The following is a 23,777-nucleotide window of genomic DNA, read 5'->3' as shown; positions in this document are numbered from 1 at the left end:
TCGCTAATTCATAAATAAACGAACAAACGATTTAGTGTGTACCGCAGCTAAGACATCAATAACAGGAACATATGAGGACATTTGCTCTATATCACCACAGGCTGCGATGTCACAAAAAGCCTTAATTTCTTCATTTAATTCAAAAAGAATATGCTGTGTTTCATAGTGTGTGATACGCATTAATCGCATCGCGGCACTTAAGATTGTCATGGCAATACCATATTGATGCATCACAACAACATCTCTTTCGGTGATCCCTTGTACCGCCATAACAATGGCTTGTATGACTGGCTGGGTCCCTGGAACCTCATTGGCTTTGATTTTCGCAAGCCACCCACTCACTTGTGGGTCATCAAAAATATGAACTGAGATTTCAGCGAGTTTTTTTCCCATTCGAGTCGTCATTATTCGCGCTTCTTCATTCAATTTGCGATTATGCACTGCCCAATCAATCTTCGCTAATGCGTCATGATCTTGTGCAAGAACGGCACGATGTGCCGCCACAATCGCAATGCAATCTGAATGTGCTGCGACCTTCAAAGACGTGTGAACAAAGGATTTCAGCGTTTCTTTGTCGTGGACAACACCTTTTTGAATGGCGGATTCAACCCCATTTGAAAATGTGAACGCACCAATTGGCAGCGCTGAATCACCAAACTGCATAATTCTAATTAGGTCAGATGCTTCCATATCACTTTCCTTACTCATGGACACGAACGTTATTTGTGTGTATGAGTGTGCCCATGGTCATGATGGTGATTATGACTGTGATCGTGTCCATGGCTGTGATCATGACTGTGGTTGTGTCCGTGGATCTGTCCTAACTCCACATGAACATGCGTATCCGTTTCCTCTGCACCACCAAATAATAAGCGTGCTTCAGAGTGGCTCAATTCAGGTAAAATGCTTTCACCCTTCACAAAGGCAAATGTTTCTTCACCGAACCCATGTGTACGCATCACTGATCCCATCACTTTTTCACTTACCGTTAATGGCACGTAAACAAGATCACCTTTTAAAACAGCTTTCCAATGTTGGTTTCCTAAAGCATGCCCTAATTCAAAACTAATACGAATATGCTCTTCTGTGCTCAAGTTTTTCAGGTGGGATAAATTGACCATCATGACGTCACGTAAAGAGATCTGAACTACCGTCATTGTGTTGGTGGCTTCATCAAATAGCAGAACGTCGCCATCAGATAACAAGACGTTTCTGTCCAGCGCGATACCCAAGTCTTGGCCTTTTTCCGTATTTTTTCGACAGCGGCTTTTCTGTGCTTCTCGTTGATCGAGGATCAACGTATCAACATCGGCATTTTTCTGGCGTGCTTGCCACATTGGGTCTTTTTTAACATTGCCAAGAATATGTTCAATAATGATCATAATATTACCTTTTATGTTAATTCTGCCCACCACTGGCAGGCAGATAATCCAAACATGTACAATTAGCTAAAGAAATAACGTTGGTTCATTGCGGCTTCGCTAATCGGCTGGCAAGTTGCATGTTCACCATTCACTTTTACAGCAAAAGTTTCAGGATCAACTTCGATATTTGGTGTTTCACCGTTACGCACTAAATCACGCTTCCCGATCGCTCGGCAGTTATTGACAGCAATCACTTGGCGTTCAAGGTCTGCTTTTTCTTTAATACCATCATCTAATGCGGCTTGTGAAACAAAAGTCACACAAGTGTCATTAACAGTTTTACCCATCGCACCAAACATTGGGCGATAGAAAACTGGCTGTGGTGTTGGTAAGGAAGCATTTGGGTCGCCCATTGCAGCCCAGTTGATCATACCACCTTTAATAACCAGTTTAGGTTTAGCCCCAAACATACGCGGGTCCCATAATACGAGATCGGCCATTTTCCCAACTTCAATCGAGCCTAAGATATGGCTGATACCTTGAGCAATTGCTGGGTTAATAGTGATTTTTGCCACGTAACGTAGAACACGGAAGTTATCATTGCCCGGTGCATCTTCAGGTAGCTTGCCACGAGAAGCTTTCATCGCGTTGGCAGTCTGAACAATACGTAACCAGTTTTCACCCACACGCCCCATCGCTTGTGAGTCACTTGAGAACATCGAAATAGCCCCCATATCATGTAGTACGTTTTCTGCTGCAATGGTTTCAGGGCGAACACGGCTTTCTGCAAATGAAACATCCGACGGAATATTTGGGTTCAAGTTATGACATACCATAATCATGTCAAATAACTCTGATTGACTGTTAACACCGAACGGTAATGTTGGGTTTGTTGAGCTTGGTAATACGTTAGGTTGGCTAACAACTTTAATAATATCAGGGGCATGTCCACCACCTGCACCTTCAGTGTGATAAGTGTGGATAGTTCTGCCTTCGAATGCTTCGATGGTATCTTCAACATAACCACCTTCATTCAAACTATCTGTATGCACAGAAATTTGTACATCAAACTCATCAGCAATACGTAGCGCATGGCGGATAGCGTTCCCTGTTGCGCCCCAGTCCTCATGCACTTTCAGACCCGCTGCACCCGCAACCAATTGCTCTATCAATGGTTCGCGCGTATAAGAGTTGCCTTTCCCTAAAATACCCACGTTGATTGGTAAGCCTTCGATTGCACGTAACATAGAACGCATGTTCCAAGGACCTGCGGTTACTGTTGTACCGTTAGTTCCATCTGTTGGACCAATACCACCGCCAAAGAAGGTTGTCACACCGTTTGATAACGCCGCATAAGCTTGCTGCGGAGAAATTAAATGGATATGAGTATCAATACCCGCAGCTGTTAAAATTAAGTGTTCACCAGAAATAGCATCTGTTGATACCCCAACAACCATGCCCGGTGTAATGTTATCTTGAATATTTGGGTTACCACTTTTACCGACACCAACGATTTTACCCGCTTTAATCCCCACGTCCGCTTTAATCACGCCTAAACGCGCATCGACGATGGTGACGTTAGTAATTACTAAATCTAAAACACCATTATCGCTAGTAAAAGTATTATTCGCGCCCATACCATCGCGTAAAGATTTACCACCACCATAGACAGACTCTTCGCCATATCCACGTAAATCTTTTTCGATTTCAATATATAAGTCAGTATCGCCTAAACGAATTTTATCGCCAACTGTTGGCCCGAATAAACCGTTGTATTCTTGTCTAGAAATTTTTGGCATGTTATTTACCTTAATGTGAAGAAGGTGAATTGTTATTTATCATTACTGACATCTAACGCGCTTACTGTTCCTTATGCTTAAAACCACGAGCAATTGCTTTATTTAAGGCGATTGCTTTAGCAGGACGTTCAGTAGCGGCAACGTTATCACCCGCCCAACCATCAACAAGGTTATTAAACCCATATACACTTTGTTTTCCGCCGTAAGGGATCAGTGAAACTTCAACTTCATCACCTGGCTCAAAACGAATTGCCGTTGTAGAGGCAATATTTAAACGCTTACCGTAAGCCGCTGCACGGTCGAATTCTAATGCATGGTTAACTTCAAAAAAATGGAAGTGGGAACCAATTTGCACTGGTCTGTCACCCGTATTACGAACTTTAATTTTTGTTTCAGGTTTACCGACGTTGAACTCAATAGGCTCATCAGCAAAAATAACACCACCTAAAGGAGTCGGAACTTTAATGTCTGCTTTTGAATTACTCATGATTCACCTCTCCTTCATTTATTTAATCGGATTGTGGACTGTCACTAAGCGAGTACCATCAGTAAAAATCGCTTCAACCTGCACATTTGGAATTAAGTCCCCTACGCCATCCATAACGTCTTTTTTTGTTAAAACAGTCGCCGCTTCTTTCATTACATCTTCAACAGTTTTACCATCACGCGCCCCTTCAAGTGCCGTGACTGTAATAATGGCAACAGCTTCTGGATAATTTAATTTCACACCACGTGCACGGCGTTTTTCAGCCACATCTGCGAGTGTATAAACCATCAATTTTTCAATTTCTCTTGGGGTTAATTGCATAACGCCTCCTCAATTGATAAAACTTAACATTGTTAATATTGATAAATAATCATTTTCCGAGCTAATACTCGCTTTGTTTATAAAATATAAATTGAGTTAAACATCTAATAACGACAAATTAAATAAAACTCTAACCAATAAACATTCCAATTTAATTAATCAAAATAAGACTGGATATACATTGGCTATTCCTTATGTTTAATTTTTAAATAGTATTAGTCCAATTCATAAATTGTTGTTCAGGCAAAGAATTCCATAGAGATTGAAACCATTTCCCGCCTCCGCCTTGCTTTAATCTTTCACTACTGAGTACTTCTTCTAAAACACCATTACGTAATAACGCAATGCGATCAGCGAAACGAACAGCCATTGCAAGGTCGTGAGTAACCCACAAAACACCTTTACCATCAAAGCAAAGAGACTTGATATGTTGTAGAAGTTGCATCGCATGTTCATCGTCTAGCCAAGATGAAATTTCATCCGCAAGAATATATTCAGCTTGGGAAAGTGTCGCGCTACAAGCCAGAACTCGTTTTGCCATTCCCCCGGAAAGCTTATTGGGATAACTATGGATTAAATCTGCTTGTAAATTATATTGTTGTAAGTGCAACGCGACGTCGTGCATTTGAATATGCTGCCCACTTAAGACAGCGGCACGTTCAAGTTGAGGCCCTATCTTAATGAGAGGGTTTAATGCGCTAACTCCTTGAGGGATATAGCATAATGAATTGCCGCGATATTGCTGTTTTGACTTTTCTGTTAACTGACTTCCATTTAACACAATATCACCACGGCAACGCATATTTTCAGGTAACAAACCTAAACTGCTTTGCAGTAGTAAACTTTTCCCTTCCCCGCTTCCTCCTACCAATGCAACCATTTCACCTGGAGCCACATCCAATGAAATATCTTGTAAAAGCGGAGACCACTGTTTTTTGCCTAGCCAGCGAAATTTCGCTACATCAATCGTAAGGTTATCAAAACTTAGCATCAATCGCTCCTCAACCATAATTGTTGTACTGCTTTAGCAAATTGATCGAATAACAGCACTAAACCAACTAATGCGATGCCCGGAAACATGGCTAACCACCATGCTCCTGTGCTCAAGTAACGCAAGGCATCGGAAAGCAAAATACCTAACGATGCTTCATGTGGAGACAAACCAAAACCCAAAAAACTCAGTGCTGCACTGTGTAATATCGCATGTGGGAACATCAATAATGTCCCCACCAACCATTGTGAAAGGATCATCGGTAAATAGTCATACCGGCATCGGTAGAGCGCACTATTTCCAATCCGTTTCGATAACATGATGTAATCTGTTTGCTGCACTCGGAGCAACTCGGAACGTAAGATCAACGTCAACTTTGGCCAATGTGTCAACGCAACCGCCCAAATTACACCCACTTTGCCACCACCTAATGTAAAGCAAATCAATATCAGCAATAACAAGTGAGGTAGTGCTAATAACGAATCAATACATCCACGTATAACATAATCCATCGTCTTACTAAATGAGGATAAACTTGCCATCACGAGTGCTATCGCTCCGCTCGATACGGCTGCGATGGTGCCAATTTGTAAGCTGGTCGCTATTCCTTGGAATACTCTATCCCACAAGTCTCGACCTAAATTATCAGTACCAAATAAATGTATCCACGATGGCGCTTGTCGACGGTCGAGTAAATTCACTTCTACATCTGTTTGGGAAAGCCATGCTGCATAAGCCCCTAAAGCGAATAAACACAACAAGGATATAACTAACTTAATTAAAGCCTTATTTGGGTTATAAGTCATGGTTCTCGGAGTACCCCTTTATTCACGCTCTTGAGCATAATGTCAGAAATACTATTACTAAAGAAAATCACTACCGCACATAGCATCACAATCCCCATTAATAAAGGGATGTCACCCCGCAAACCCGCATCAATGGTTGCTTGTCCTAAGCCAGGGTAAGCAAACACCTTTTCTGCTAGCAATGCGCCACTGAGCAATTCTCCCATTGAGGCAAACTGTAAACATATTGCAGGTGTAACCGCATGTTTTACTACATGAAAGCTGACCATCGGCCACCCTTTATCCCCTTGTGCTTTCGCATAGTGGATAAACTCGCTGTTCATCACCTCAGCAACTTTCGAACGAGTATGCAGAGCTATATTACCAATGCCTAACATCCCTAAAGCCACTACAGGTAACACAAGATGATGCACTTTTTGTGACAATGTTGATGTTTGTTCATCTAAGCCTATCGGCCAAGCGCAACAAATTGGCGCCCACTGTAATGAAACAGCAAAAAGTGACAATAAAAGTAAGCCAACCCAAAAAACAGGAATTGAAGCCAATAAATAAGACAGTGTTGAAATGACTTTATCCGGCCATCTATTTAGGTAACGCCCGGCTACCAACCCCAAACCAAAACCCATCGCCCCAGAAAATAGCCATGCCGATAATAACAAAGCTAATGAAGGCGCTAACCTATCAGCAATCACCTGTGAAACAGGGGTGTTATAGAGCATGGAGTACCCCATATCACCTTGTAATAACTGAGAAAACCAATGCCAGAACTGCATCCATAATGGCTGATCAAGCCCCCAACGAGCTGCAATCAATGGATATTGCTCGGGGGGAACATGCATTAAATCATTGCCAATGTAGGCTTTAATTGGGTCTATTGGTGAATAGCTTAGGAGAATAAAAACCCCAAATGCTGTCACTAATAATAAACAGACAAACCGCAATAAAAGCCCGATGGTTGTCCGCATTATTTACAGGTCCACGCCCAATCATCCACATTATTCAATACTGACCATGAACCATGAATTTCAGGTGCCCCCTTACCTAGTTCAACACAGTTATTCAATAAATAAAGATGTTGTACGTTCATTAACCAAGCCCAAGCGGCGTCACCTTGGATACCTGTTCCTGTTTTGCCATCCCAATCCACTTTTTGCCAAAATGGAATTGCCGCATCTTGGTCTGGCTGACGAAGTGCTTCTTCTATCACCTTATCGACTGCTGGATTTTTGTAGTAACCCGCGTTATAGAACCCCACACCAGCGGCTTTGCTGCTGTAGTTATGAACAAGCTCCATTGGGTCAAGACTCCCCCACCCAAATAATGTTGGGTTGGCATGCATGTACTTTTCCACGGTTTCCCAGCTGCCTGATTTTAAATCCATCTCAATACCAATTGGCTTTAAGCTAGCCCTTACGGCTTGAGCTAAATCACGACGAGTGCTATCCCCACTGGCGTACCAAAGCGTCAGTTTCGCCACTTTGCCATCTTTTTCTCTTAAGCCGTCTTTATTCAGCTTCCAGCCAGCATCTTCAAGTATAGTTTTCGCTTTTTCGACATCCCCATCTTTAAATGAAGATTGAGGGTTATTCCAAGGTAGGCCTTCAACGCCAGTATATGCAGGGATCGCAAAACCTTCTAATACCGCGTCTGCTAATAGCTTACGGTCAATGGCGTAGTTGATCGCTTTGCGAATAGCAACATCGGAAGTAATGTCGTTACCAATTGGGTCGCCTGACGCATTTTTCTCTCCCGCAGGTGGAATTGGGAAGGAAATTCCTCGGTTTTCAACACTGTGGCGCTCAATCAATCTCATGCTTTTCACATCTTTCGCATTACTCGCCACGGCAGCAGGAATACGAACAATATCTAATTCACCACTTTGAGCGGCAGCAAAAGCACCATCTTCATTCAAGAAAACAAAAACCATTTTATCGAAATCGTTTTTAGGCCCCGCATAAAATGGGTTTCTTTCAACAATTAATTGCTGACCTGGTTGGAAGTTCACTAAGCGATAGGGACCTGCTCCGATAGGATTATGGGCGTATTTTTTCGCATCATATTTATCCGCAGAAACAATCCCTAATGAACCTAATACGTTAATAAAGGTACTTTGCGGAGCAGATAAAGTCATTCTAACAGTAGATGGGTTGATTTCCTCTGCTTTAGCAAAGTTCCCCATATCGACTTTTCCACCACTTGCGGCGGCGTTGTTATAGGTAAAAACAACATCTTTTGCGGTTAATGGGGAGCCATCGGAAAATTTTAGTCCGTCTTTTAATTTTAACGTCCACTCTTTACCATCATCTGAATGCTCATATTTTTCAAGCATATAGCTATGCCAAGATAAATCAGCTTTTTGTTTTAATAATGGACTATGTAAAAGTAAATAGCTGCCGTGGCTCCAGCCTAACATCGGGTCAAACCCTTCAGTTGGCTCAGAACCAATCGCTAGACGCAAAGTTTGTGGTTGCTGTGTATCGGTCGCAGCATTTGCCCCCATCGATAGCCCCATAAAACAAATAGCCTGAATAGCTATTGCTATCTTCTTTTTCATATACCCATCCTAAATTACCAGCTGTATTTAGCAGCTATCCCAACCGGTAGTTCAAATAAACCCACCAATTAGGATAAACTGCAAGAAATAATATATTTGATAACTAATCTGCTTTTTCTCGATATGCGTCTTCATCAAATTCAACGGTATCTAAATTGTCACCAACAGCACTTTGGTCAACTCTGACTGGCGTAAATTTATTGATTATCCAAAGAATTAAGATTGTAAAGACAAAGGACCAAATACTGGTAAAGACAACGGCCACAGTTTGCTTCACAATTTGCATCCCGTTTCCTTCAATTAACCCTGCTGGCCCTTTCGCATTCCAAACCGTTGATGCAAATACACCGACTAAAATCGAGCCTGTAATACCACCAACACCGTGCACACCGAATACATCTAATGCATCGTCTAAATGGCGTCGGACTAAGAAAACACAGGTATAACAGACGATACTGGCAATAACCCCGATAATTGCTGCAGAACCAATTGAAACATAACCTGAAGCAGGTGTAATAGTGGCTAAACCGGCTACTGCCCCTGTTAAAAAGCCGACAAGTTTAGGTTTGCCTGTATGCAAGCGTTCAATAATAAACCAAGTAATTGCCGCAAATGCAGCCGCAATATCAGTAGTAATAAATGCCGAAACGGTTACGGTGTTGACTTGCAGTTCAGACCCAGCGTTAAAACCATACCAACCAAACCACAATAAAGCCGCGCCAAGTGCAATATAAGGAATATTATGAGTACCATCTGACTTAACGACTCTTTTACCTACATATAACGCTGAAGCTATTGCAGCGAAACCGGCTGTTGCGTGAACGACAATACCACCCGCAAAATCAACAACTCCCCACTTAGCAAAAATGCCATCTGGGCTCCAAACCATATGAACGAACGGTGCATAGACAAATAATGTCCATAAGGTTAAAAAGATGAGATAAGCAGGGAAATTAACTCTATTTGCGAAAGCTCCTGTAATCAAGGCTGGGGTAATAATCGCAAACATCATTTGATATCCAAAATGAACCAGTATTGGTAAACCGCCATCATTACCGGTATACATCGTTTGAGGGCTTATGTTATTCAAGAATGCATAATAAAATGGGTCGCCGACAATCCCATTAATCGAGGGACCGAACGATAATGAATAACCAACCACGAACCAAATAATTGCCACCCACCCCATAGAAAAGAAACTCTGGGACATAATGGTAATAACACTTTTACGAGAGACTAATCCAGCATAGAAAAAAGCAAGTCCAGGAGTCATTAGCATAACAAGACTTGTACAAAGCAGCATAAATGCTGTATTTGGGACATCCAATACTGCAAGTATATTATTCATTAATTAATACTCTCCAATGAATGTATTCATATTTAGAATATCGAAATAGGAAATGATTATTTCATATTTATAGCAGTTTAATAATTGATTTATATATTTACAGTTCAATCACATAGTTATCTTTTTTCATAATATAACATTCAGTGAGATAATCAATAGAATTATTAACCAAAATAAAAATAATGGAATATTCATTTTAACGTTAAAAATTTAATATAAAATAGTCAATAATAAATAGTACTGGTAGATTAAATTTTAACACTGATGAAGTGTTAAAATTTAAATTAGCTCTTTAAGACTAAACGCCGCCGAGGTTCAGAGTGGCACATGGATAGAGATTTTGAGTTCGCTTATCAAACAAGCGCAACGCGGTGTTATTAAAGAAAAAATGATTAAAAAACTCACAATCACCACAGTTTGTCACTTTATGAGGATCTGCCGTCAAGCCTATTACAAACGACAAGATACATCTGATAAAAAGAGAAGTCAGATGATATTATTGTCTATTCAGTGAAATCTGAGCGCATTTTTCATGCCTCTATTAAGTGTTCGTAGTTGCACTTTATTTTCAAACAAAAACAATTAATTATTGGACGTGAACGATTATTTTCTTTATTTAAAAAACATCGATTATTGGTGCCAACTAAACGAAATTATCATCTAACAACATTAAATCATCATTGCTTTCATCAGCATCCAAATTTAATTAAGTCAGGATTTACTCCCACGCAACCAATACAATCTTGTGTCGCTTATATTACCTATTTATAAACTCATGAAGGCAATACTGATTTAAGTTTAATTACAGATGCTTATTCATAAAAAATTTGGGTTATCATTTAGATGACAACATGAGAATGAAGACGGTGAAGAAATCGTTGCTCTATGCATTAAAAAACGACATTCAGAAATACCATTGTTCCATCATTATGATCGTTGAAATGATCAACAAATTCAGTAGAAGATCTAAGCGGCATCTTTGAATTCACAATATTTTTGATGTGGTGCTAAATAACCAATCTTTGAATGGCATCGATAATAATCGTAAAACTAAATGTAATTTTCAACCTCATCGATAACAGATTGATGATTCATAAACGATAAATGATTGAGTCTTTCTGTCTTTAAACTCCTAAAAATTTTTTCCATCACCGCATTGATGTACCCCCATATGTACCACCTGAAGGGGGGTAGTTTTCAATAGACGATAGTAGATATTGGAATAATGGGATTTAGTTGGAATGCTTGTTTGCTTGTTTGCTTGTTTGTATAACTTCAGGGAATTGGAAGACTTTAGAAAATGTTGCTAGAAGTGAAGATGGCGGAGGAGGAGAGATTCGAACTCTCGGATGGTTTCCCATCGGCGGTTTTCAAGACCGCTGCCTTCAGCCGCTCGGCCACCCCTCCGCAATGACGTGCACTATAAACATCCTCTCATTGGATGTAAACCCCTAATTTGATCATTCGCTTTAAAAATATACGCCTTTCATACTGTTGGGTGAAAATATCGACATTCTAACGACTTTACTTGGGTTATATCTCGATTTTTGCTAAATTTACGTTCTAATTTTATTTGAGTTGAAAAGAGTATGTTGGTTTTTAATAATCAAGAGATAGAAACAGATGCGCAAGGTTACCTGCTTGATAGCCAACAATGGAGCGAAGAATTAATTCCTTTGCTAGCGCAGCAAGAAGATATTGAAATTACCAATGAACACCTAGAGATTATCCGTTTCGTCAGGAACTTCTATTTGGAATTTAATACCTCACCTGCTATTCGCATGTTGGTTAAAGCAGTTTCTCAACAATTTGGCGAAGAAAAAGGCAATAGCCGCTATCTATACCGGCTATTTCCAAAAGGGCCAGCTAAGCAAGCCACTAAACTTGCTGGCCTGCCAAAACCGGTGAAATGTATTTAATTTTTCACTAATAGCGGACACTAAAGTCCGCTATTGGCTCGGTCTTCCAGTTTTCTGTGAAAAAATGGTCTACTTTTGCTCCCGGTGGTCCCCCAGCTTTTAGCCACTCATCAACAAATTCAATATCTTGCTCTGTTCCGTAAACGGCTAGCTTAACACTGCCATCATCTCGGTTACACACAAAACCTTTTATGCCGTTCTGATTAGCCCAATGATAGGTTTGGTAACGAAACCCAACCCCTTGAACACGACCATAAATATAAAAATATCGACCTGATGCAGTCATGTGAGCCTCCGTTGTCAGAGCATAATGTATTGATACCTTCTTTTTAACAGTTGTTTTTTATTCATTGAACAGATAATCTGCTAAATGAGGCACTGCTTTTCATAGTTGCGTATAAAGACAGTGTATTGCGTTATTAATAATTGTCCATATATTAGCTTGAAAACGCGTAGCACTGCCCATATATAGTTTGAAGTATAAGCAAGGCTTTTAGGAGGTCGCTATGATGATCACCAGTAAATATGGAATCGGGCAACAAGTTAGGCACAAACTTCTCGGCTACTTAGGCGTCGTTGTAGATGTTGACGCTGAGTATTCGCTCGAACAACCACATGATGATGATATTGCCGCTAACAGCACACTACGCGATCTACCTTGGTATCATGTTGTTATGGAAGATGACAATGGGGATGCAGTTCATACATATTTGGCTGAAGCTCAAATTACTTATGAAACCGTAGAAGACCATCCAGAACAACCATCAATGGATGAACTAGCGGAATCCATAAGGTCTCAGTTGCAAGCTCCTCGCCTTCGCAACTAACCTTCAATTATCTATATTGTTATTTATGAACGCAACCGTAAAGCAGCTCACTAGCTGCTTTACTTTTTAACGCTAGAAATACTTTATTTTTCAAGGCCTAAAGCGGGTATTTCTTGTTTCGGACATTTATCCATAACAAACTGCAAACCAGCCTGCAAAGCGATTTGCTGTGCTTCTTCGCTAATCACTCCTTTTTGTAACCACAAAACTTTAGCTTTAATTTCCACGGCTTCTCTGGCCACTCCTACTGCAGCTTCTGCATTACGAAACACATCGACCATATCAATAGGCACAGGTATATCACTAAGCTTTTCGTATACTAGCTGCCCTAACAAGGTTTGACCTGCCAATTTAGGGCTGACAGGAATAACGGTATAACCTTGATGTAAAAGATATTCCATTACTTCATAACTCGGCCTATTTGCCTTATCACTCGCTCCCACTAAAGCGATTGTCCGGACACGCTTTAAAATTTCAGCAATTTCTTGATCTCTCATCAAAATATCTCCCAAAACCTATAAACTATTCATTAGCATTATGATATATGTTGTATATCTTTGCTCATTCAATTTTTAAAGATGTCTATCTCGCATCTTATTTAAGGGAATATCATGGAATCAACTACCCGTAAAATTACAGCCTCAAAAAATATTGCTTTGGTTGCCCATGACCACTGTAAACCTTCATTATTATCTTGGACTAAGAAAAATAATGAACGGCTTCAAGCTCACAATTTATACGCAACAGGAACTACAGGCAATTTAATCCACCAGCACACTGGGTTGCCTGTTAAGAGTATGCTAAGTGGCCCAATGGGGGGAGACCAACAAATAGGCTCAATGATTGCGGAGCAAAAAATTGACCTTTTAATTTTCTTCTGGGACCCTCTTAATGCTGTGCCTCATGACCCAGATGTTAAAGCACTACTACGTTTAGCCACCGTTTGGAATATTCCTGTCGCAACCAACTCTGCAACCGCTGATTTTTTAATCACCTCACCCTATTTTGATAATACGATAGACGTCGTTATTCCTGATTACGAAAGCTATTTAACCAAACGAACTAACTAATTCTATCTCTATTAAGCGCCAGAGTATTCTGGCACTTAATAGATCATAATATAGCTTTAAGGTTTCTTTTGTTTTGGAACGCCCAATTGCTTGAGTTCATCGACAAATTCTGACGGTTTTTCTGGGTGATAAAGCAACCAAACTTGCTGCTTAGCCCGTGTTAATGCGACATATAGCAAACGCCTTTCTTCTGCATGGTCAAAATCTTCGGGCTTAGGCAATAATGCTTGCTCAATAACTGATTCGCGCGCAGGAGCAGGGAAACCATCCTTTCCGCTATTCAGACCACAAATTATCACATGATCTGCTTGCTGCCCTTTTGAGGCATGAATAGTCATAAACTGAATATTTAATTTTGGCCAACGAGTTTTGGCTTTATCTAAAATATTAGGTTTTAAATAATGGTAGCGGGCTAGTACTAATATCGTTTCATCATCAAGGACATAACCACTCATTTTATCCAATAAGCGTTCCAAGGCATCTTCATAAAGAAGAATAACAGATTTTTTATTCCCTTTAGTTAAACTATTCAATGGCTTATCTAACTGCATAGGGTTTTGTAAAATAAACTGATTTGCAACCTCACCAATACGTTGGTTAAAACGATAAGTCGTGTCTAAAGCGCAAAGTTCCCCAATACCAAAGTTATGTTCAAACGATGTCGTTAAGTCTAATTCTGCACCACTAAACCGGTAAATGGCTTGCCAATCATCTCCAACCGCAAATAATGTGGTTTGCTTATTCTGCTGACGTAGTGCTTGCAGTAACTTCGCCCTGAGAGGTGAAATATCTTGAAACTCATCAACTAAAATATGTTTCCATGGGCTAATAAAACGCCCTTTTTCTAAAATATTAATGGCTTGATGAATTAATCCAGAAAAATCAATTGCACCTTCATCTTTCAAAGCGCTTTTCCATACTTTCAATAGCGGCGCCATTAAACGAATACGTTTTTGAAAAAGATCTCTTATTTCTTCCGACGTATTATCAATCATGTCCTTCTGGCTACCGCCATGCATACGCATTAAGCTTAGCCAACGGTCTAAACGGGCAGTGACTTTAGTGCTAATTTTTTCGTCTTTCCAGAATTCACCGTCTGGAATTTCCCATTGCAACTCTTCAGAAAGCCATTCTCGCCATCCTTTTGCCTGCGCTTTCTTTGCTGAACATTGTTCTCGCCATTCGTTTAATAACAGTGTTTGTCGTTTTTGAGTGTCTGTTTCTAACTCGCTAATCACTGGCGATTTTTTGCTACCTTCACGAATAATATGTAGAGCAAGCGCATGGAAAGTTTTAGCTTCAATATCTTGTTGTAAACGCGAGTGAATACGCCCATTCATTTCATCTGCAGCTTTACGGCCAAAAGCCAACAAAAGAATTTGTTCTGGTTTTGCCAAACCTCGCAAGATTAGCCAACCCGCTCTTGCAACTAGGACTGATGTTTTACCACTTCCAGCCCCCGCCAGTACTAATACATTATCCTCACCATTAATCACAGATAAGGACTGTGAATAATTGAGTGGTGATGTTTCTACTTGCTGGAAAAAATCGTGATAACGAACTAATACAGACTCACACCAGTGATCGTTAATTTGTTTTCGGCATTCTTGACCGCTATTCAGCCAATTCAGACACTCGTGATATTGTGCTGCACAATTTTCATATAATGAAATGCGCGCCAAAGGCATAGGTAGAGACGAAAAGTTTTGTGATATTTTATCTTTTATTTCAGATAGATGACGTAATGTTAGCCACCTGTCTTGTTGTGTCAATTGTTCAATCGAATTAACTAATTCAGTCAATACACTAGCACTGACTTGACTCATTTCAGTGCTCCATTGTTGCCATTTTTCATTCAAATAATGGTAAAAGCGCTGAGTTTGCTTCCATTCAGTACCATGTAAACGAACAACTTGTTCATTCACAATTTCAAATTCTAACTCCCCCCAAACAATCCCTCTCTTACAACGAAGATCGATAAGTTCATTAAATGGGATAAGATATTGGTGGTTTTCACCACTCACTTCAATACCTGCGTTGAGTAAGCGAACCCGATTGTAGGGATGCTGAGCCAGACGCTGTCCAATCTGTGTTGATTTCAGTTCCATACGTCCTGCACCTGAGAAAATCAATGACAAAATACGGTTGGCTTGATTCCAAACGGTTTTTTATTCCTTGCAAACAAGCTATCCTATATAGATTAGGGCTTGTCTTACCTTTGAGGTACTTTGTGTTAACACTGCTTACCAGTTATCGTCGTGTGCTATATAACAGCCATTTTTTATATTATATCCGAATATTTATAGCCCTGACAGGCGCAACCTTAGTGCCGTGGTTGTTAAACCAAGAGCCTAAAATCACCATCCCACTGACATTGGGTGTGGTTGCTGCAGCACTAACTGACTTAGATGATAGGCTAACTGGCAGAATAAAAAATTTAATTATTACACTTTTTTGTTTTTTTATTGCATCAGTTTCTATTGAACTACTTTTTCCCTACCCTTTATTTTTCTTTTTTGGCCTCGCATTTTCTACCTGTGGCTTTATTCTTCTTGGCGCTTTAGGGCAGCGATACGCAACCATCGCATTTGGTGCGCTGTTAATTGCCATTTATACCATGCTCGGCGTACCCATTTTTGATACTTGGTACCAACAACCTGCATTATTACTCACAGGGGCAATTTGGTATAATATTTTAACCTTGATTGGGCATATCTTATTTCCTGTTAGGCCATTACAAGATGCAATAACCCAATGCTATCAGCAACTTTCAGCTTATCTAGATGCAAAAGCCAACTTATTTGACCCTGACTTAGAAGATGACTACCAACGCTCAGTTTATGATTTGGCATTAGTGAACAGTCACTTGGTCAGTACCATGAACCAAGCAAAAATTGCATTACTGAGTCGGTTAAAAGGAGACCGGGGGCAAAAAGGTACCCGAAATTCGCTACAATACTATTTTGTTGCCCAAGATATTCACGAACGAGCGAGTTCGTCTCATATTCAATATCAACAACTTAGCCGTACTTTACGTCATTGTGATATTTTATTTCGTTTCCAACGCCTATTAACTATGCAAGCGAGAGCCTGCCAGCAAGTTGCTCAATCTGTTTTATGGCGTAAACAATACCAACATAACCCTCGTTTTGAGCGTACTTTCACTTACATTGAAAAATCGCTACAGCTACTAAAACAGCAATCGCCTGAGCTTCATGAAATTAAGGCCCTATATAACTTACTTAAAAACTTAAAAGGAATTGACGTCCAACTGAAAGGCCTAAGCCTTGAGCAGAGTTCATGGCAGCAAAATAATAAGCAAATAGAACAGTTATCTGACGAATCGTTATCAGGTATTAGTGATATTATTTCGCGAGTTAAGCACCATTTAACACCAAAATCCTCTTTATTTCGCCATGCAGTAAGAATGTCAATTCTCCTTTGTACTGGCTATATCATCATACAACTATTTGATATGGAAAGAGGATATTGGATATTACTCACGAGTTTATTTGTATGCCAACCAAACTACAGTGCCACTAAACGGCGCTTAGCCCTTCGCATAATAGGAACTATCGTTGGTATTCTTATTGGCTTACCTTTGCTGAATTTAATCCCCTCAATGGAAGGGCAACTTACGCTAATCGTTATTTCTGGTTTACTGTTTTTTATGTTTCGCAGTAGTCAATATGCCCAAGCAACATTATTTATCACACTTCTCGTTTTGTTTTGTTTTAACCTACTGGGCGAGGGGTTTGATGTTGCACTTCCACGGATCATTGACACATTAATTGGTTGTTTTATTGCATTACTTGCAGTGAGTTTTATTTGGCCAGACTGGAAGTTCCGCCAACTTCCCCAAGTCATTCAAAAAACTATGGATAGCAACTGCCGCTATTTAGATGCTATTTTACAACAATACTACCAAGGTAAAGACAACCGCCTTGAGTACCGAATTGCACGTAGAGATGCACATAATAATGATGCAGAGTTCGCTTCTATTGTGTCCAATATGGCTTCTGACCCTAAGTCTTATCGAATCACCCAAGAACAAGCTTTTCGCCTACTCTGCTTAAACCATACCTTACTCAGTTATATTTCTGCATTAGGCGCACATCGTGAAAAAATGCAAAATGAAGGTAACCTTTCATTACTCAACGACGCAATTTGCTATGTTGAATCGTCGTTACAAATCACCACCATTGACCCACTAGTTATTGATAAAAAATCAGATGAGCTTCGCCATAGTTTATTAAACCGAATAGATAATATTTCAACTAGTGATGACGAAAAAACGTTACTTATCATGGAACAAACTAAGTTATTACTCGAATTAATCCCTGAGATAAAACAGATAATTCGAACCATTAGTGCGTCATAAATATACCGATGAGCGGGTATTAAAATCCTAAATACCCGCCCATTTCATATCGCGTAATGTAATATTAATTATAATAATAACAGTCGCTTTCCGCAGGTTTAGGCTGATGTCAACTCAAAACTATTATACCAAGCAATTAACTCTTGTTTGATATCCTTGGGTAAAACAGCACTATGACACCCTTCTATTGCAGCGGCTAAGCCAATGAGTAACTTAATACTTGGGTTATTCCTACCATGTTTTTTTAGCTTCATAAAACAAGCCTTTGCCCCCATCATACGCAGCTCATCAACATGCGATACTCCGATTTTCCCTAGTGCGCGCTCAACCGACATATTCATATTAGGCAAATCTTTTATGCGCATAGTCATTGATTGCTTTTGTTTTAATTCCTCGATAGCTGAACGGTACGCCAACTCAATATATTGGAGAAACAAGGACTCGTCATGCCAAACTTGTTCCGAAAGTAGATAGTAGCGCATTTCCAATGGAATGCCTTTTTTACTATAAACTAACCGATTGAACCCTGACGCTTCAAAGTGACTTCTTGCCACTAAGCAGCCACGCAAATAAAAACAACCGTCGAGTACCAATCCTACAATGGCATCATCGACTAATAGACAAAATCCACCAAAATGATTTTTGCGTTTTAGCTCGCCAAACTGACTTAACAAACGAGATAAATAAAAAATTTTTTCTTCTTCTAACAACATTACCAAACTCCTTTTTGGGTATGCTCAATTTTCATCCTTGAGAAAAATAATTTTATAACTTCTTTTTTTACAGATAATTACGCATAACTAATTTTGAGAGCTTCCATAAAAAATGCCAAGAAGAATGCAGAAAAAAACAACAAAGTTGCGAAGCGCTTTGAAAAAATAGTCTTGATATTGGATGGATATACAGTTACTGTATGTTCATACAGCATTGTAACGAGGTAAATTATGAGCATCTATTCTTGGAACAACTCAACAGAACATTCTCTTAATAATTACGCACAATCAATCCCTGCGACAGGGCTTACTAACAGCTCTATGCAACAAGGTATGGTGAGCGAGCTTGTTTACGATGAAAAACACCCTATTATGGATTACATTTTGTTGCCAATGCTTCGCCAGTTTGGGGTTCAATCACGCTGGTTGCTCTGGTTAAGCCCTAATAAGAAACTCAGTAAGCACTGGTTAGAACAATCAGGAATACCAACTCATAAAGTTATGCAATTAAACCATATGGAAGATATCACTACGATTGGCGCCATGGAAAAAGCACTAAGAAGTGGTAATTACAGTGTGGTTTTAGGGTGGCTACCTGAAATAAGCGAGCAAGATTTTGTTCGCTTGCAATACGCAGCTCAAGAAGGCCGTTCTATCGGTTTAATTATGCGCCCACAGAAAACGTTTAATATGATTAATACACTAGCAGGACAGCCAAACCACTTAAAAATTCATTCAAATCATTACCACTAGCCAAGATTAAGAATTTTCTTACTAAATTTAACCTTTAGAAATATTTTCCTCTAAAGTTAAATTAAATGTATTGTAGATCAATCAGATAGATAAAAAATAATCATTACAGAAAATATACATATCTCTCTGATTTATACACTAAAAAAATACTTTTTTTAACGATTATTGCTCACTCTACTTGTATCTTTTTAAGTTCGTTGTAGACTTTAGCTTGTTCGGCTTATGGCATTATTTTTTTACTTTTATTATTTTTTTGTAGATAATGTCTGCGAAACCTAGCAAGTAAATTAAACCAATGGCATATAATAAGGCTCAGCGAAGCCAAGCCAATATTGGATGATAACGAGGCGTAAAAATGAAAAAAACAGCTATCGCAGTAGCAGTGGCAGTAGCAGCTTTTGCAACCGTTGCACAAGCAGCTCCAAAAGATAACACTTGGTATACCGGTGCTAAATTAGGTTGGTCTCACTATGAAGACACTAGCCTGAATCCAGCAAAAACTGGTACAGACTATGCAGGTTGGGGCACTGTTGGTAACAGCACTGACCGTGACACAATCGGTGCAGGTGCCTACGCTGGTTACCAATATAACCAATACTTAGGCTTCGAGCTTGGCTATGATTGGTTCGGTAAAATGAAATACAAAGGCGCTGGTAACAGCGGTGACCTGAAATCTATGGGTGTTTCATTAACTACCAAATTAAGCTATCCAATCATGGATGACTTAGATGTTTACACTCGTTTAGGTGGTATGGTTTACCGTACAGAAGCTAAAGCTCACCAAAATGGCCAACGTTTCAAAGAAACTGACACTGGCGTTGCACCTGTATACGCATTAGGTCTTGAGTATGCAATCACTCCAGAGTGGGCTACTCGTTTAGACTACCAGTGGGTTAGCAACTTAGGTGATAAAGACAACATCGGTACTCGTCCAGACAACGGCATGCTGAGCGTTGGTGTTGCATACCGTTTCGGTCAAGCTGATGCTCCAGTTGTTGCTCCAGCTCCAGTTGTTGAGCCAGCAGCTCCAGTTGTTGAAAACAAACGTTTCACACTGCGTTCAGACGTTCTGTTTAACTTCAACAAAGCATCTCTGAAACCAGAAGGTCAGCAAGCTCTGAATGAACTGTACAACGAACTGAGCAGCATCGACCCAACTCAAGGTCGCGTACTGGTAGTTGGTTTCACTGACCGTATCGGTTCACAAAACTACAACCTGCCACTGTCACAGAAACGTGCTCAGTCAGTAGTTGACTACTTAGTATCTAAAGGCGTTCCAGCTAGCGCAATCGCTGCAGAAGGCCGTGGTAAAGAAGATCCAGTAACTGGTAACAAATGTGACAACGTTAAAGGCCGTGCAGCTCTGATCGAGTGTTTAGCGCCAGATCGTCGCGTTGAAATCGAAATCCAAGGTACAACTGAAGTTGTAACTCAGCCAGGTGCTTAATTCTTAGCCCTAGTTTGAATTTCGAACTGAAATACAAAAACCCCAATTAATATTGGGGTTTTTTATTACTAAAAATAATAGACACGATACAAAAATTCATTTTTAAAATTAAACTTCCCGCAATCAGGTCATATAGCTTGAATTACCAGCACGGATCCTCACAGATCTTCTTTAATTATCTTTTTCCTTTGGTGTTCCAAGGATCGCTTGCAAATCTTGTTTTAATGAGCTCATTTGGCTTTCATATTTATCTTTGTGTTCCGCATCTTCAATCAACTGAATAATAGTTTCAGACAACGTTTTATTACGCTTCACAGCAAGATTAGACAAACGCTGCCATACTGAAAAATTTAAATCTATTGATTTCTTACGTGTATGTGGATGCTCGGCATTGAAATGACGCTTACGCCTCGCCCGAATACTCTGTTTCATTCGGTTATCAAGCTCTGGATTCATATGCTGAGTGATCCACTTTAGTACATCAACCGGTCTATTTTCCATTTTTAGCAGCAAGTCTATGGCTTCTTTTTCTGCGCTTCTTTCTATATAGCGGGTAATTGCTTCGCCACCTCTTGCTTTATTGACGAGGTATTCCCATTTCCAGCCACATTCAAGATTTTCAAGCTGCTGATATTTCATAATTTTTCCTGAAGAAAATTGAACCTATTTTTATATTAGCAAGATTATAAACAAAATACTCATGCAGATATTCGATTTAGTGGAATATTCACTTTTTCAATAAAGAAGGTAAGCCTACCTTGTAAAAATAGTGTACAATCCGCCCCTATCTGTTAACAAATTAATAAAACTGCATGTCCACATTTGAATACATACTCGTCATCTATGGGATTGGCGGTGTATGCGCAATGCTATTTACCCTACTCGTAACAAAAGATCCAAACTTTTTTATGCGCCTACTGAGCGCCATACTTATTGGCTTAACTTGGCCAATGACACTACCCATTGTATTTATGTTTTCGTTATTCTAGTCGATAATTCAACAATTATTGCTGCAAGATTGCCTATCAAAGGCTAATATAACAAGCTTGCCCATTGGGTAATGAATTAGCCTGAAATTTGTTTATAAAACAAACAATGCTATTTAGCAAATTTATTAAATAAACCTTTTTCAGGCATATACGCCCAGCTTACTGGCAGGCATTTTATTTATAACTCTATTAATAGCAGATAATTATAGTGATCAGTCAAGAACTAACATGGCAAGGCCTAATTCCTAACTTATCGTCATTTCAGACGAAATTTGTATCTTCAGAAACGTTGACCCCTGCAATTTTATCAGACATTCAGCCTAGGCTATCTGATGGCATACAACATTTTGTTGATGAATTTGCCCAAACGCGCTTTATGTTTATCAAGTCTGATGAAAGTGAGACATATCTTAGCCTTTATGCTAATGCAATTACCCCATTACTGGCAGAGATAAATACTATTGATGGTGACTATCAATTATCTGAAGATAACCGCGTTTTCCAGTGGGAAAATGGTGTTACAAGCCGTTTTTCTTCTCGTGATAAAATCGCTTACCGTAATTGGATAGAACCCGAACAATTATTTGGCTATGTTACCCCTTCCTTGAATTTAGTCCCAGGCTTACTTCACCAAATCAATGGTGGCATATTAGTTATCGCTGCTAGCACATTAATTAATCAACCTTTAATGTGGGCTCGCCTAAAAAATATGGTTAACCGTCAACAGCTTGAATGGCTACCTTATTCGGATAATCAACCTTTACCCATTGAAATTGAGCCACAGCCTTTAGAACTTAAAGTCATAATTGTTGGTGACCGACTCGCTCTAGAAGAATTTGAATTTACATCACCAGAGTTATTTAGCTGCGCTATTTATGGCGAATATGAGCCTGTTATGTTCTTCGAAGATGAAGAACAATTGGCCTTATGGATGCGTTATATTAAATCCATTATTGATTCCAATAAATTACCGAATATTTCTCCTGATGGGTGGCTTCCTTTTATCCAACAAGCTGTACGTTACTGTGAGGATAAATTTAATCTTCCTCTTGATAATCTTTGGTTAGTTCGCTCCCTTGTAGATGCCAGCCATTACCATGTCAACCATTTGCTCACTAAAGAGTCATTTAACCAAGCTAACGAAAATCGCCAATGGCGCCATAGTTTCCTAGCAGAACGTACTCAAGATGATATTTTGCAAGAACAGATCTTTGTTAAAACCGAAGGCGAAGTTATCGGCCAAGTTAATGGTTTATCTGTTTTGCAATACCCGGGGCACCCTGACGCTATTGGTGAACCTTCTCGAATTACCTGTGTCGCCCATTTAGGTGATGGCGAATTCACTGACGTAGAACGCAAAGCAGAGTTAGGTGGTAATATCCATGCCAAAGGCATGATGATCATGCAAGCCTATTTAAATTACGAGCTTAAATTAGAGCAACCTCAACCTTTCTCAGCCTCTATCGTCTTTGAGCAATCTTATGGTGAAGTTGATGGTGATAGCGCATCACTCGCAGAGCTGTGCGCTTTAATTAGTGCATTAGCACTACAGCCTATTGACCAGCAAATTGCTATCACTGGTGCGGTTGACCAATTTGGCTATGTCCAACCTATTGGCGGGGTGAATGAGAAAATTGAAGGTTTCTTTGATATCTGTGAAAAACGCGGGTTAACTGGCAACCAAGGTGTCATCATCCCAATGGCAAATGTCCGCCATTTATGCACCAAATCTGCTGTCGTTGAAGCCGTAAAAGAAGGCCAATTCCATATTTGGCCCGTTGAACATGTCGCCCAAGCCATTACTTTACTCACTAAACAACCTTACTTTGAACAGCAAGCTGAAGAGGAAAATGTACACCTGTTAGCTTTAATTCAAGAACGCATTAATCAAGCAAATTCACCGGATAAGGCTAGACTTCCTTGGTTCTTAAAATGGATGAGTTAAGTAAAGATTGCGTAAAAAATAGCAGATCGGAGTTGTTCAGCGTACAAGTGTAAGCTATCCTGT

Annotated in this window: 23 protein-coding genes, 1 tRNA gene and 1 pseudogene; 8 read left to right on the top strand and 17 right to left on the bottom strand. The window is 39.7% G+C overall.

Going from position 1 to position 23,777, the window contains the following annotated elements; genetic code table 11:
- Nucleotides 1–3: 3 nt before the first annotated feature.
- From SJ312_RS01165 to SJ312_RS01110, 12 genes and pseudogenes are all read right to left on the bottom strand, one after another.
- Nucleotides 4–690 (bottom strand): urease accessory protein UreF, encoded by a 687-nt coding sequence (locus SJ312_RS01165; RefSeq protein WP_036957901.1) that lies wholly within the window; start codon nt 688–690, stop codon nt 4–6.
- A 29-nt stretch (nt 691–719) separates the two neighbouring features.
- Complete coding sequence (gene ureE / locus SJ312_RS01160; RefSeq protein WP_036957902.1) at nt 720–1,382, bottom strand: urease accessory protein UreE; 663 nt, start codon at nt 1,380–1,382, stop codon at nt 720–722.
- A gap of 62 nt (nt 1,383–1,444) precedes the next feature.
- Nucleotides 1,445–3,163: an urease subunit alpha gene (locus SJ312_RS01155; protein WP_004256069.1), complete on the bottom strand. Its 1,719-nt coding sequence runs from the start codon at nt 3,161–3,163 to the stop codon at nt 1,445–1,447.
- Nucleotides 3,164–3,224: 61 nt separating this feature from the next.
- On the bottom strand, nt 3,225–3,650 hold the full coding sequence (locus SJ312_RS01150) for an urease subunit beta (RefSeq protein ID WP_004256072.1): 426 nt from the start codon (nt 3,648–3,650) through the stop codon (nt 3,225–3,227).
- Nucleotides 3,651–3,668: 18 nt separating this feature from the next.
- Nucleotides 3,669–3,971 (bottom strand): urease subunit gamma, encoded by a 303-nt coding sequence (locus SJ312_RS01145; protein WP_004256079.1) that lies wholly within the window; start codon nt 3,969–3,971, stop codon nt 3,669–3,671.
- A 205-nt stretch (nt 3,972–4,176) separates the two neighbouring features.
- On the bottom strand, nt 4,177–4,962 hold the full coding sequence (locus SJ312_RS01140) for an ATP-binding cassette domain-containing protein (protein WP_004256080.1): 786 nt from the start codon (nt 4,960–4,962) through the stop codon (nt 4,177–4,179).
- Complete coding sequence (locus SJ312_RS01135) at nt 4,962–5,768, bottom strand: ABC transporter permease (RefSeq protein ID WP_004256081.1); 807 nt, start codon at nt 5,766–5,768, stop codon at nt 4,962–4,964. Before SJ312_RS01135 ends, SJ312_RS01140 begins: the two co-directional genes overlap by 1 nt.
- On the bottom strand, nt 5,765–6,733 hold the full coding sequence (locus SJ312_RS01130; protein WP_196725202.1) for an ABC transporter permease: 969 nt from the start codon (nt 6,731–6,733) through the stop codon (nt 5,765–5,767). Before SJ312_RS01130 ends, SJ312_RS01135 begins: the two co-directional genes overlap by 4 nt.
- Nucleotides 6,733–8,322: an ABC transporter substrate-binding protein gene (locus SJ312_RS01125; protein ID WP_004256085.1), complete on the bottom strand. Its 1,590-nt coding sequence runs from the start codon at nt 8,320–8,322 to the stop codon at nt 6,733–6,735. The genes SJ312_RS01130 and SJ312_RS01125 overlap by 1 nt, the downstream gene beginning before the upstream one ends.
- A 103-nt stretch (nt 8,323–8,425) precedes the next feature.
- Entirely contained in the window at nt 8,426–9,670 is a 1,245-nt protein-coding gene (locus SJ312_RS01120; protein ID WP_319866731.1) for an ammonium transporter, read from the bottom strand.
- Between the two features lie 966 nt (nt 9,671–10,636).
- A pseudogene (locus tag SJ312_RS01115) lies at nt 10,637–10,828 on the bottom strand (IS3 family transposase); the annotation flags it as partial.
- 161 nt (nt 10,829–10,989) lie between these two features.
- Nucleotides 10,990–11,077 (bottom strand) — tRNA-Ser (locus SJ312_RS01110).
- A 182-nt stretch (nt 11,078–11,259) separates the two neighbouring features.
- Between SJ312_RS01110 and SJ312_RS01105 the strand changes: the two genes are divergently transcribed.
- Nucleotides 11,260–11,589: a TusE/DsrC/DsvC family sulfur relay protein gene (locus tag SJ312_RS01105; protein WP_004256090.1), complete on the top strand. Its 330-nt coding sequence runs from the start codon at nt 11,260–11,262 to the stop codon at nt 11,587–11,589.
- A gap of 7 nt (nt 11,590–11,596) precedes the next feature.
- Here the strand turns inward: SJ312_RS01105 and SJ312_RS01100 are convergent, their stop codons facing one another.
- Nucleotides 11,597–11,875, bottom strand: a complete 279-nt coding sequence (locus tag SJ312_RS01100) for an acylphosphatase (protein WP_004256093.1) — start codon at nt 11,873–11,875, stop codon at nt 11,597–11,599.
- Between the two features lie 220 nt (nt 11,876–12,095).
- Between SJ312_RS01100 and hspQ the strand changes: the two genes are divergently transcribed.
- Nucleotides 12,096–12,416, top strand: coding sequence for a heat shock protein HspQ (gene hspQ / locus SJ312_RS01095; RefSeq protein ID WP_004256095.1), 321 nt, complete (start codon nt 12,096–12,098; stop codon nt 12,414–12,416).
- Between the two features lie 83 nt (nt 12,417–12,499).
- On the opposite strand, the gene SJ312_RS01090 is transcribed toward hspQ, so the two are convergent.
- Nucleotides 12,500–12,913, bottom strand: a complete 414-nt coding sequence (locus SJ312_RS01090) for a CoA-binding protein (RefSeq protein WP_096864214.1) — start codon at nt 12,911–12,913, stop codon at nt 12,500–12,502.
- A 114-nt stretch (nt 12,914–13,027) separates the two neighbouring features.
- Between SJ312_RS01090 and SJ312_RS01085 the strand changes: the two genes are divergently transcribed.
- The gene (locus SJ312_RS01085) at nt 13,028–13,486 is read left to right on the top strand and encodes a methylglyoxal synthase (RefSeq protein WP_110591470.1); all 459 of its coding nucleotides are present in this window, start codon (nt 13,028–13,030) and stop codon (nt 13,484–13,486) included.
- A 56-nt stretch (nt 13,487–13,542) separates the two neighbouring features.
- Here the strand turns inward: SJ312_RS01085 and helD are convergent, their stop codons facing one another.
- Nucleotides 13,543–15,594, bottom strand: a complete 2,052-nt coding sequence (helD, locus tag SJ312_RS01080) for a DNA helicase IV (protein WP_164565376.1) — start codon at nt 15,592–15,594, stop codon at nt 13,543–13,545.
- A 122-nt stretch (nt 15,595–15,716) separates the two neighbouring features.
- Here helD and yccS point away from each other — a divergent pair, with 122 nt between their 5' ends.
- Complete coding sequence (gene yccS / locus SJ312_RS01075; RefSeq protein ID WP_172767335.1) at nt 15,717–17,867, top strand: YccS family putative transporter; 2,151 nt, start codon at nt 15,717–15,719, stop codon at nt 17,865–17,867.
- Between the two features lie 98 nt (nt 17,868–17,965).
- Here yccS and SJ312_RS01070 read toward each other — a convergent pair whose 3' ends face one another.
- Nucleotides 17,966–18,580: a TfoX/Sxy family DNA transformation protein gene (locus SJ312_RS01070; RefSeq protein WP_094960708.1), complete on the bottom strand. Its 615-nt coding sequence runs from the start codon at nt 18,578–18,580 to the stop codon at nt 17,966–17,968.
- Nucleotides 18,581–18,811: 231 nt separating this feature from the next.
- On the opposite strand from SJ312_RS01070, the gene sulA reads away from it, so the two are divergent.
- Together sulA and ompA are read left to right on the top strand one after the other, a co-directional pair.
- Entirely contained in the window at nt 18,812–19,333 is a 522-nt protein-coding gene (gene sulA / locus SJ312_RS01065; protein ID WP_036957904.1) for an SOS-induced cell division inhibitor SulA, read from the top strand.
- Nucleotides 19,334–19,688: 355 nt separating this feature from the next.
- Nucleotides 19,689–20,780 (top strand): porin OmpA, encoded by a 1,092-nt coding sequence (gene ompA / locus SJ312_RS01060; RefSeq protein WP_004256113.1) that lies wholly within the window; start codon nt 19,689–19,691, stop codon nt 20,778–20,780.
- Nucleotides 20,781–20,951: 171 nt separating this feature from the next.
- Here ompA and matP read toward each other — a convergent pair whose 3' ends face one another.
- Nucleotides 20,952–21,419, bottom strand: coding sequence for a macrodomain Ter protein MatP (gene matP / locus SJ312_RS01055; RefSeq protein ID WP_004256123.1), 468 nt, complete (start codon nt 21,417–21,419; stop codon nt 20,952–20,954).
- A gap of 173 nt (nt 21,420–21,592) precedes the next feature.
- On the opposite strand from matP, the gene SJ312_RS01050 reads away from it, so the two are divergent.
- Nucleotides 21,593–21,769, top strand: a complete 177-nt coding sequence (locus tag SJ312_RS01050) for a GhoT/OrtT family toxin (protein WP_071585857.1) — start codon at nt 21,593–21,595, stop codon at nt 21,767–21,769.
- Nucleotides 21,770–21,977: 208 nt separating this feature from the next.
- Nucleotides 21,978–23,714, top strand: coding sequence for an AAA family ATPase (locus tag SJ312_RS01045; protein ID WP_110591468.1), 1,737 nt, complete (start codon nt 21,978–21,980; stop codon nt 23,712–23,714).
- The last annotated feature ends 63 nt before the right edge of the window (nt 23,715–23,777 follow it).

It is taken from the genome of Providencia sp. CIM-Carb-044, assembly GCF_033901115.1.
Lineage (GTDB): Bacteria > Pseudomonadota > Gammaproteobacteria > Enterobacterales > Enterobacteriaceae > Providencia > Providencia hangzhouensis.
Note: the sequence above shows the minus strand (reverse complement) of the source record. Positions and strands in the feature narration are given on the sequence as shown.

Bases quoted from the DNA above. Each gene is read 5' to 3' on its own strand.
- SJ312_RS01165 (WP_036957901.1), bottom strand. From the start codon at position 690: ATGGAAGCATCTGACCTAATTAGAATTATGCAGTTTGGTGATTCAGCG.
- ureE (WP_036957902.1), bottom strand. From the start codon at position 1,382: ATGATCATTATTGAACATATTCTTGGCAATGTTAAAAAAGACCCAATG.
- SJ312_RS01155 (WP_004256069.1), bottom strand. From the start codon at position 3,163: ATGCCAAAAATTTCTAGACAAGAATACAACGGTTTATTCGGGCCAACA.
- SJ312_RS01150 (WP_004256072.1), bottom strand. From the start codon at position 3,650: ATGAGTAATTCAAAAGCAGACATTAAAGTTCCGACTCCTTTAGGTGGT.
- SJ312_RS01145 (WP_004256079.1), bottom strand. From the start codon at position 3,971: ATGCAATTAACCCCAAGAGAAATTGAAAAATTGATGGTTTATACACTC.
- SJ312_RS01140 (WP_004256080.1), bottom strand. From the start codon at position 4,962: ATGCTAAGTTTTGATAACCTTACGATTGATGTAGCGAAATTTCGCTGG.
- SJ312_RS01135 (WP_004256081.1), bottom strand. From the start codon at position 5,768: ATGACTTATAACCCAAATAAGGCTTTAATTAAGTTAGTTATATCCTTG.
- SJ312_RS01130 (WP_196725202.1), bottom strand. From the start codon at position 6,733: ATGCGGACAACCATCGGGCTTTTATTGCGGTTTGTCTGTTTATTATTA.
- SJ312_RS01125 (WP_004256085.1), bottom strand. From the start codon at position 8,322: ATGAAAAAGAAGATAGCAATAGCTATTCAGGCTATTTGTTTTATGGGG.
- SJ312_RS01120 (WP_319866731.1), bottom strand. From the start codon at position 9,670: ATGAATAATATACTTGCAGTATTGGATGTCCCAAATACAGCATTTATG.
- SJ312_RS01105 (WP_004256090.1), top strand. From the start codon at position 11,260: ATGTTGGTTTTTAATAATCAAGAGATAGAAACAGATGCGCAAGGTTAC.
- SJ312_RS01100 (WP_004256093.1), bottom strand. From the start codon at position 11,875: ATGACTGCATCAGGTCGATATTTTTATATTTATGGTCGTGTTCAAGGG.
- hspQ (WP_004256095.1), top strand. From the start codon at position 12,096: ATGATGATCACCAGTAAATATGGAATCGGGCAACAAGTTAGGCACAAA.
- SJ312_RS01090 (WP_096864214.1), bottom strand. From the start codon at position 12,913: ATGAGAGATCAAGAAATTGCTGAAATTTTAAAGCGTGTCCGGACAATC.
- SJ312_RS01085 (WP_110591470.1), top strand. From the start codon at position 13,028: ATGGAATCAACTACCCGTAAAATTACAGCCTCAAAAAATATTGCTTTG.
- helD (WP_164565376.1), bottom strand. From the start codon at position 15,594: ATGGAACTGAAATCAACACAGATTGGACAGCGTCTGGCTCAGCATCCC.
- SJ312_RS01070 (WP_094960708.1), bottom strand. From the start codon at position 18,580: ATGTTGTTAGAAGAAGAAAAAATTTTTTATTTATCTCGTTTGTTAAGT.
- sulA (WP_036957904.1), top strand. From the start codon at position 18,812: ATGAGCATCTATTCTTGGAACAACTCAACAGAACATTCTCTTAATAAT.
- ompA (WP_004256113.1), top strand. From the start codon at position 19,689: ATGAAAAAAACAGCTATCGCAGTAGCAGTGGCAGTAGCAGCTTTTGCA.
- matP (WP_004256123.1), bottom strand. From the start codon at position 21,419: ATGAAATATCAGCAGCTTGAAAATCTTGAATGTGGCTGGAAATGGGAA.
- SJ312_RS01050 (WP_071585857.1), top strand. From the start codon at position 21,593: ATGTCCACATTTGAATACATACTCGTCATCTATGGGATTGGCGGTGTA.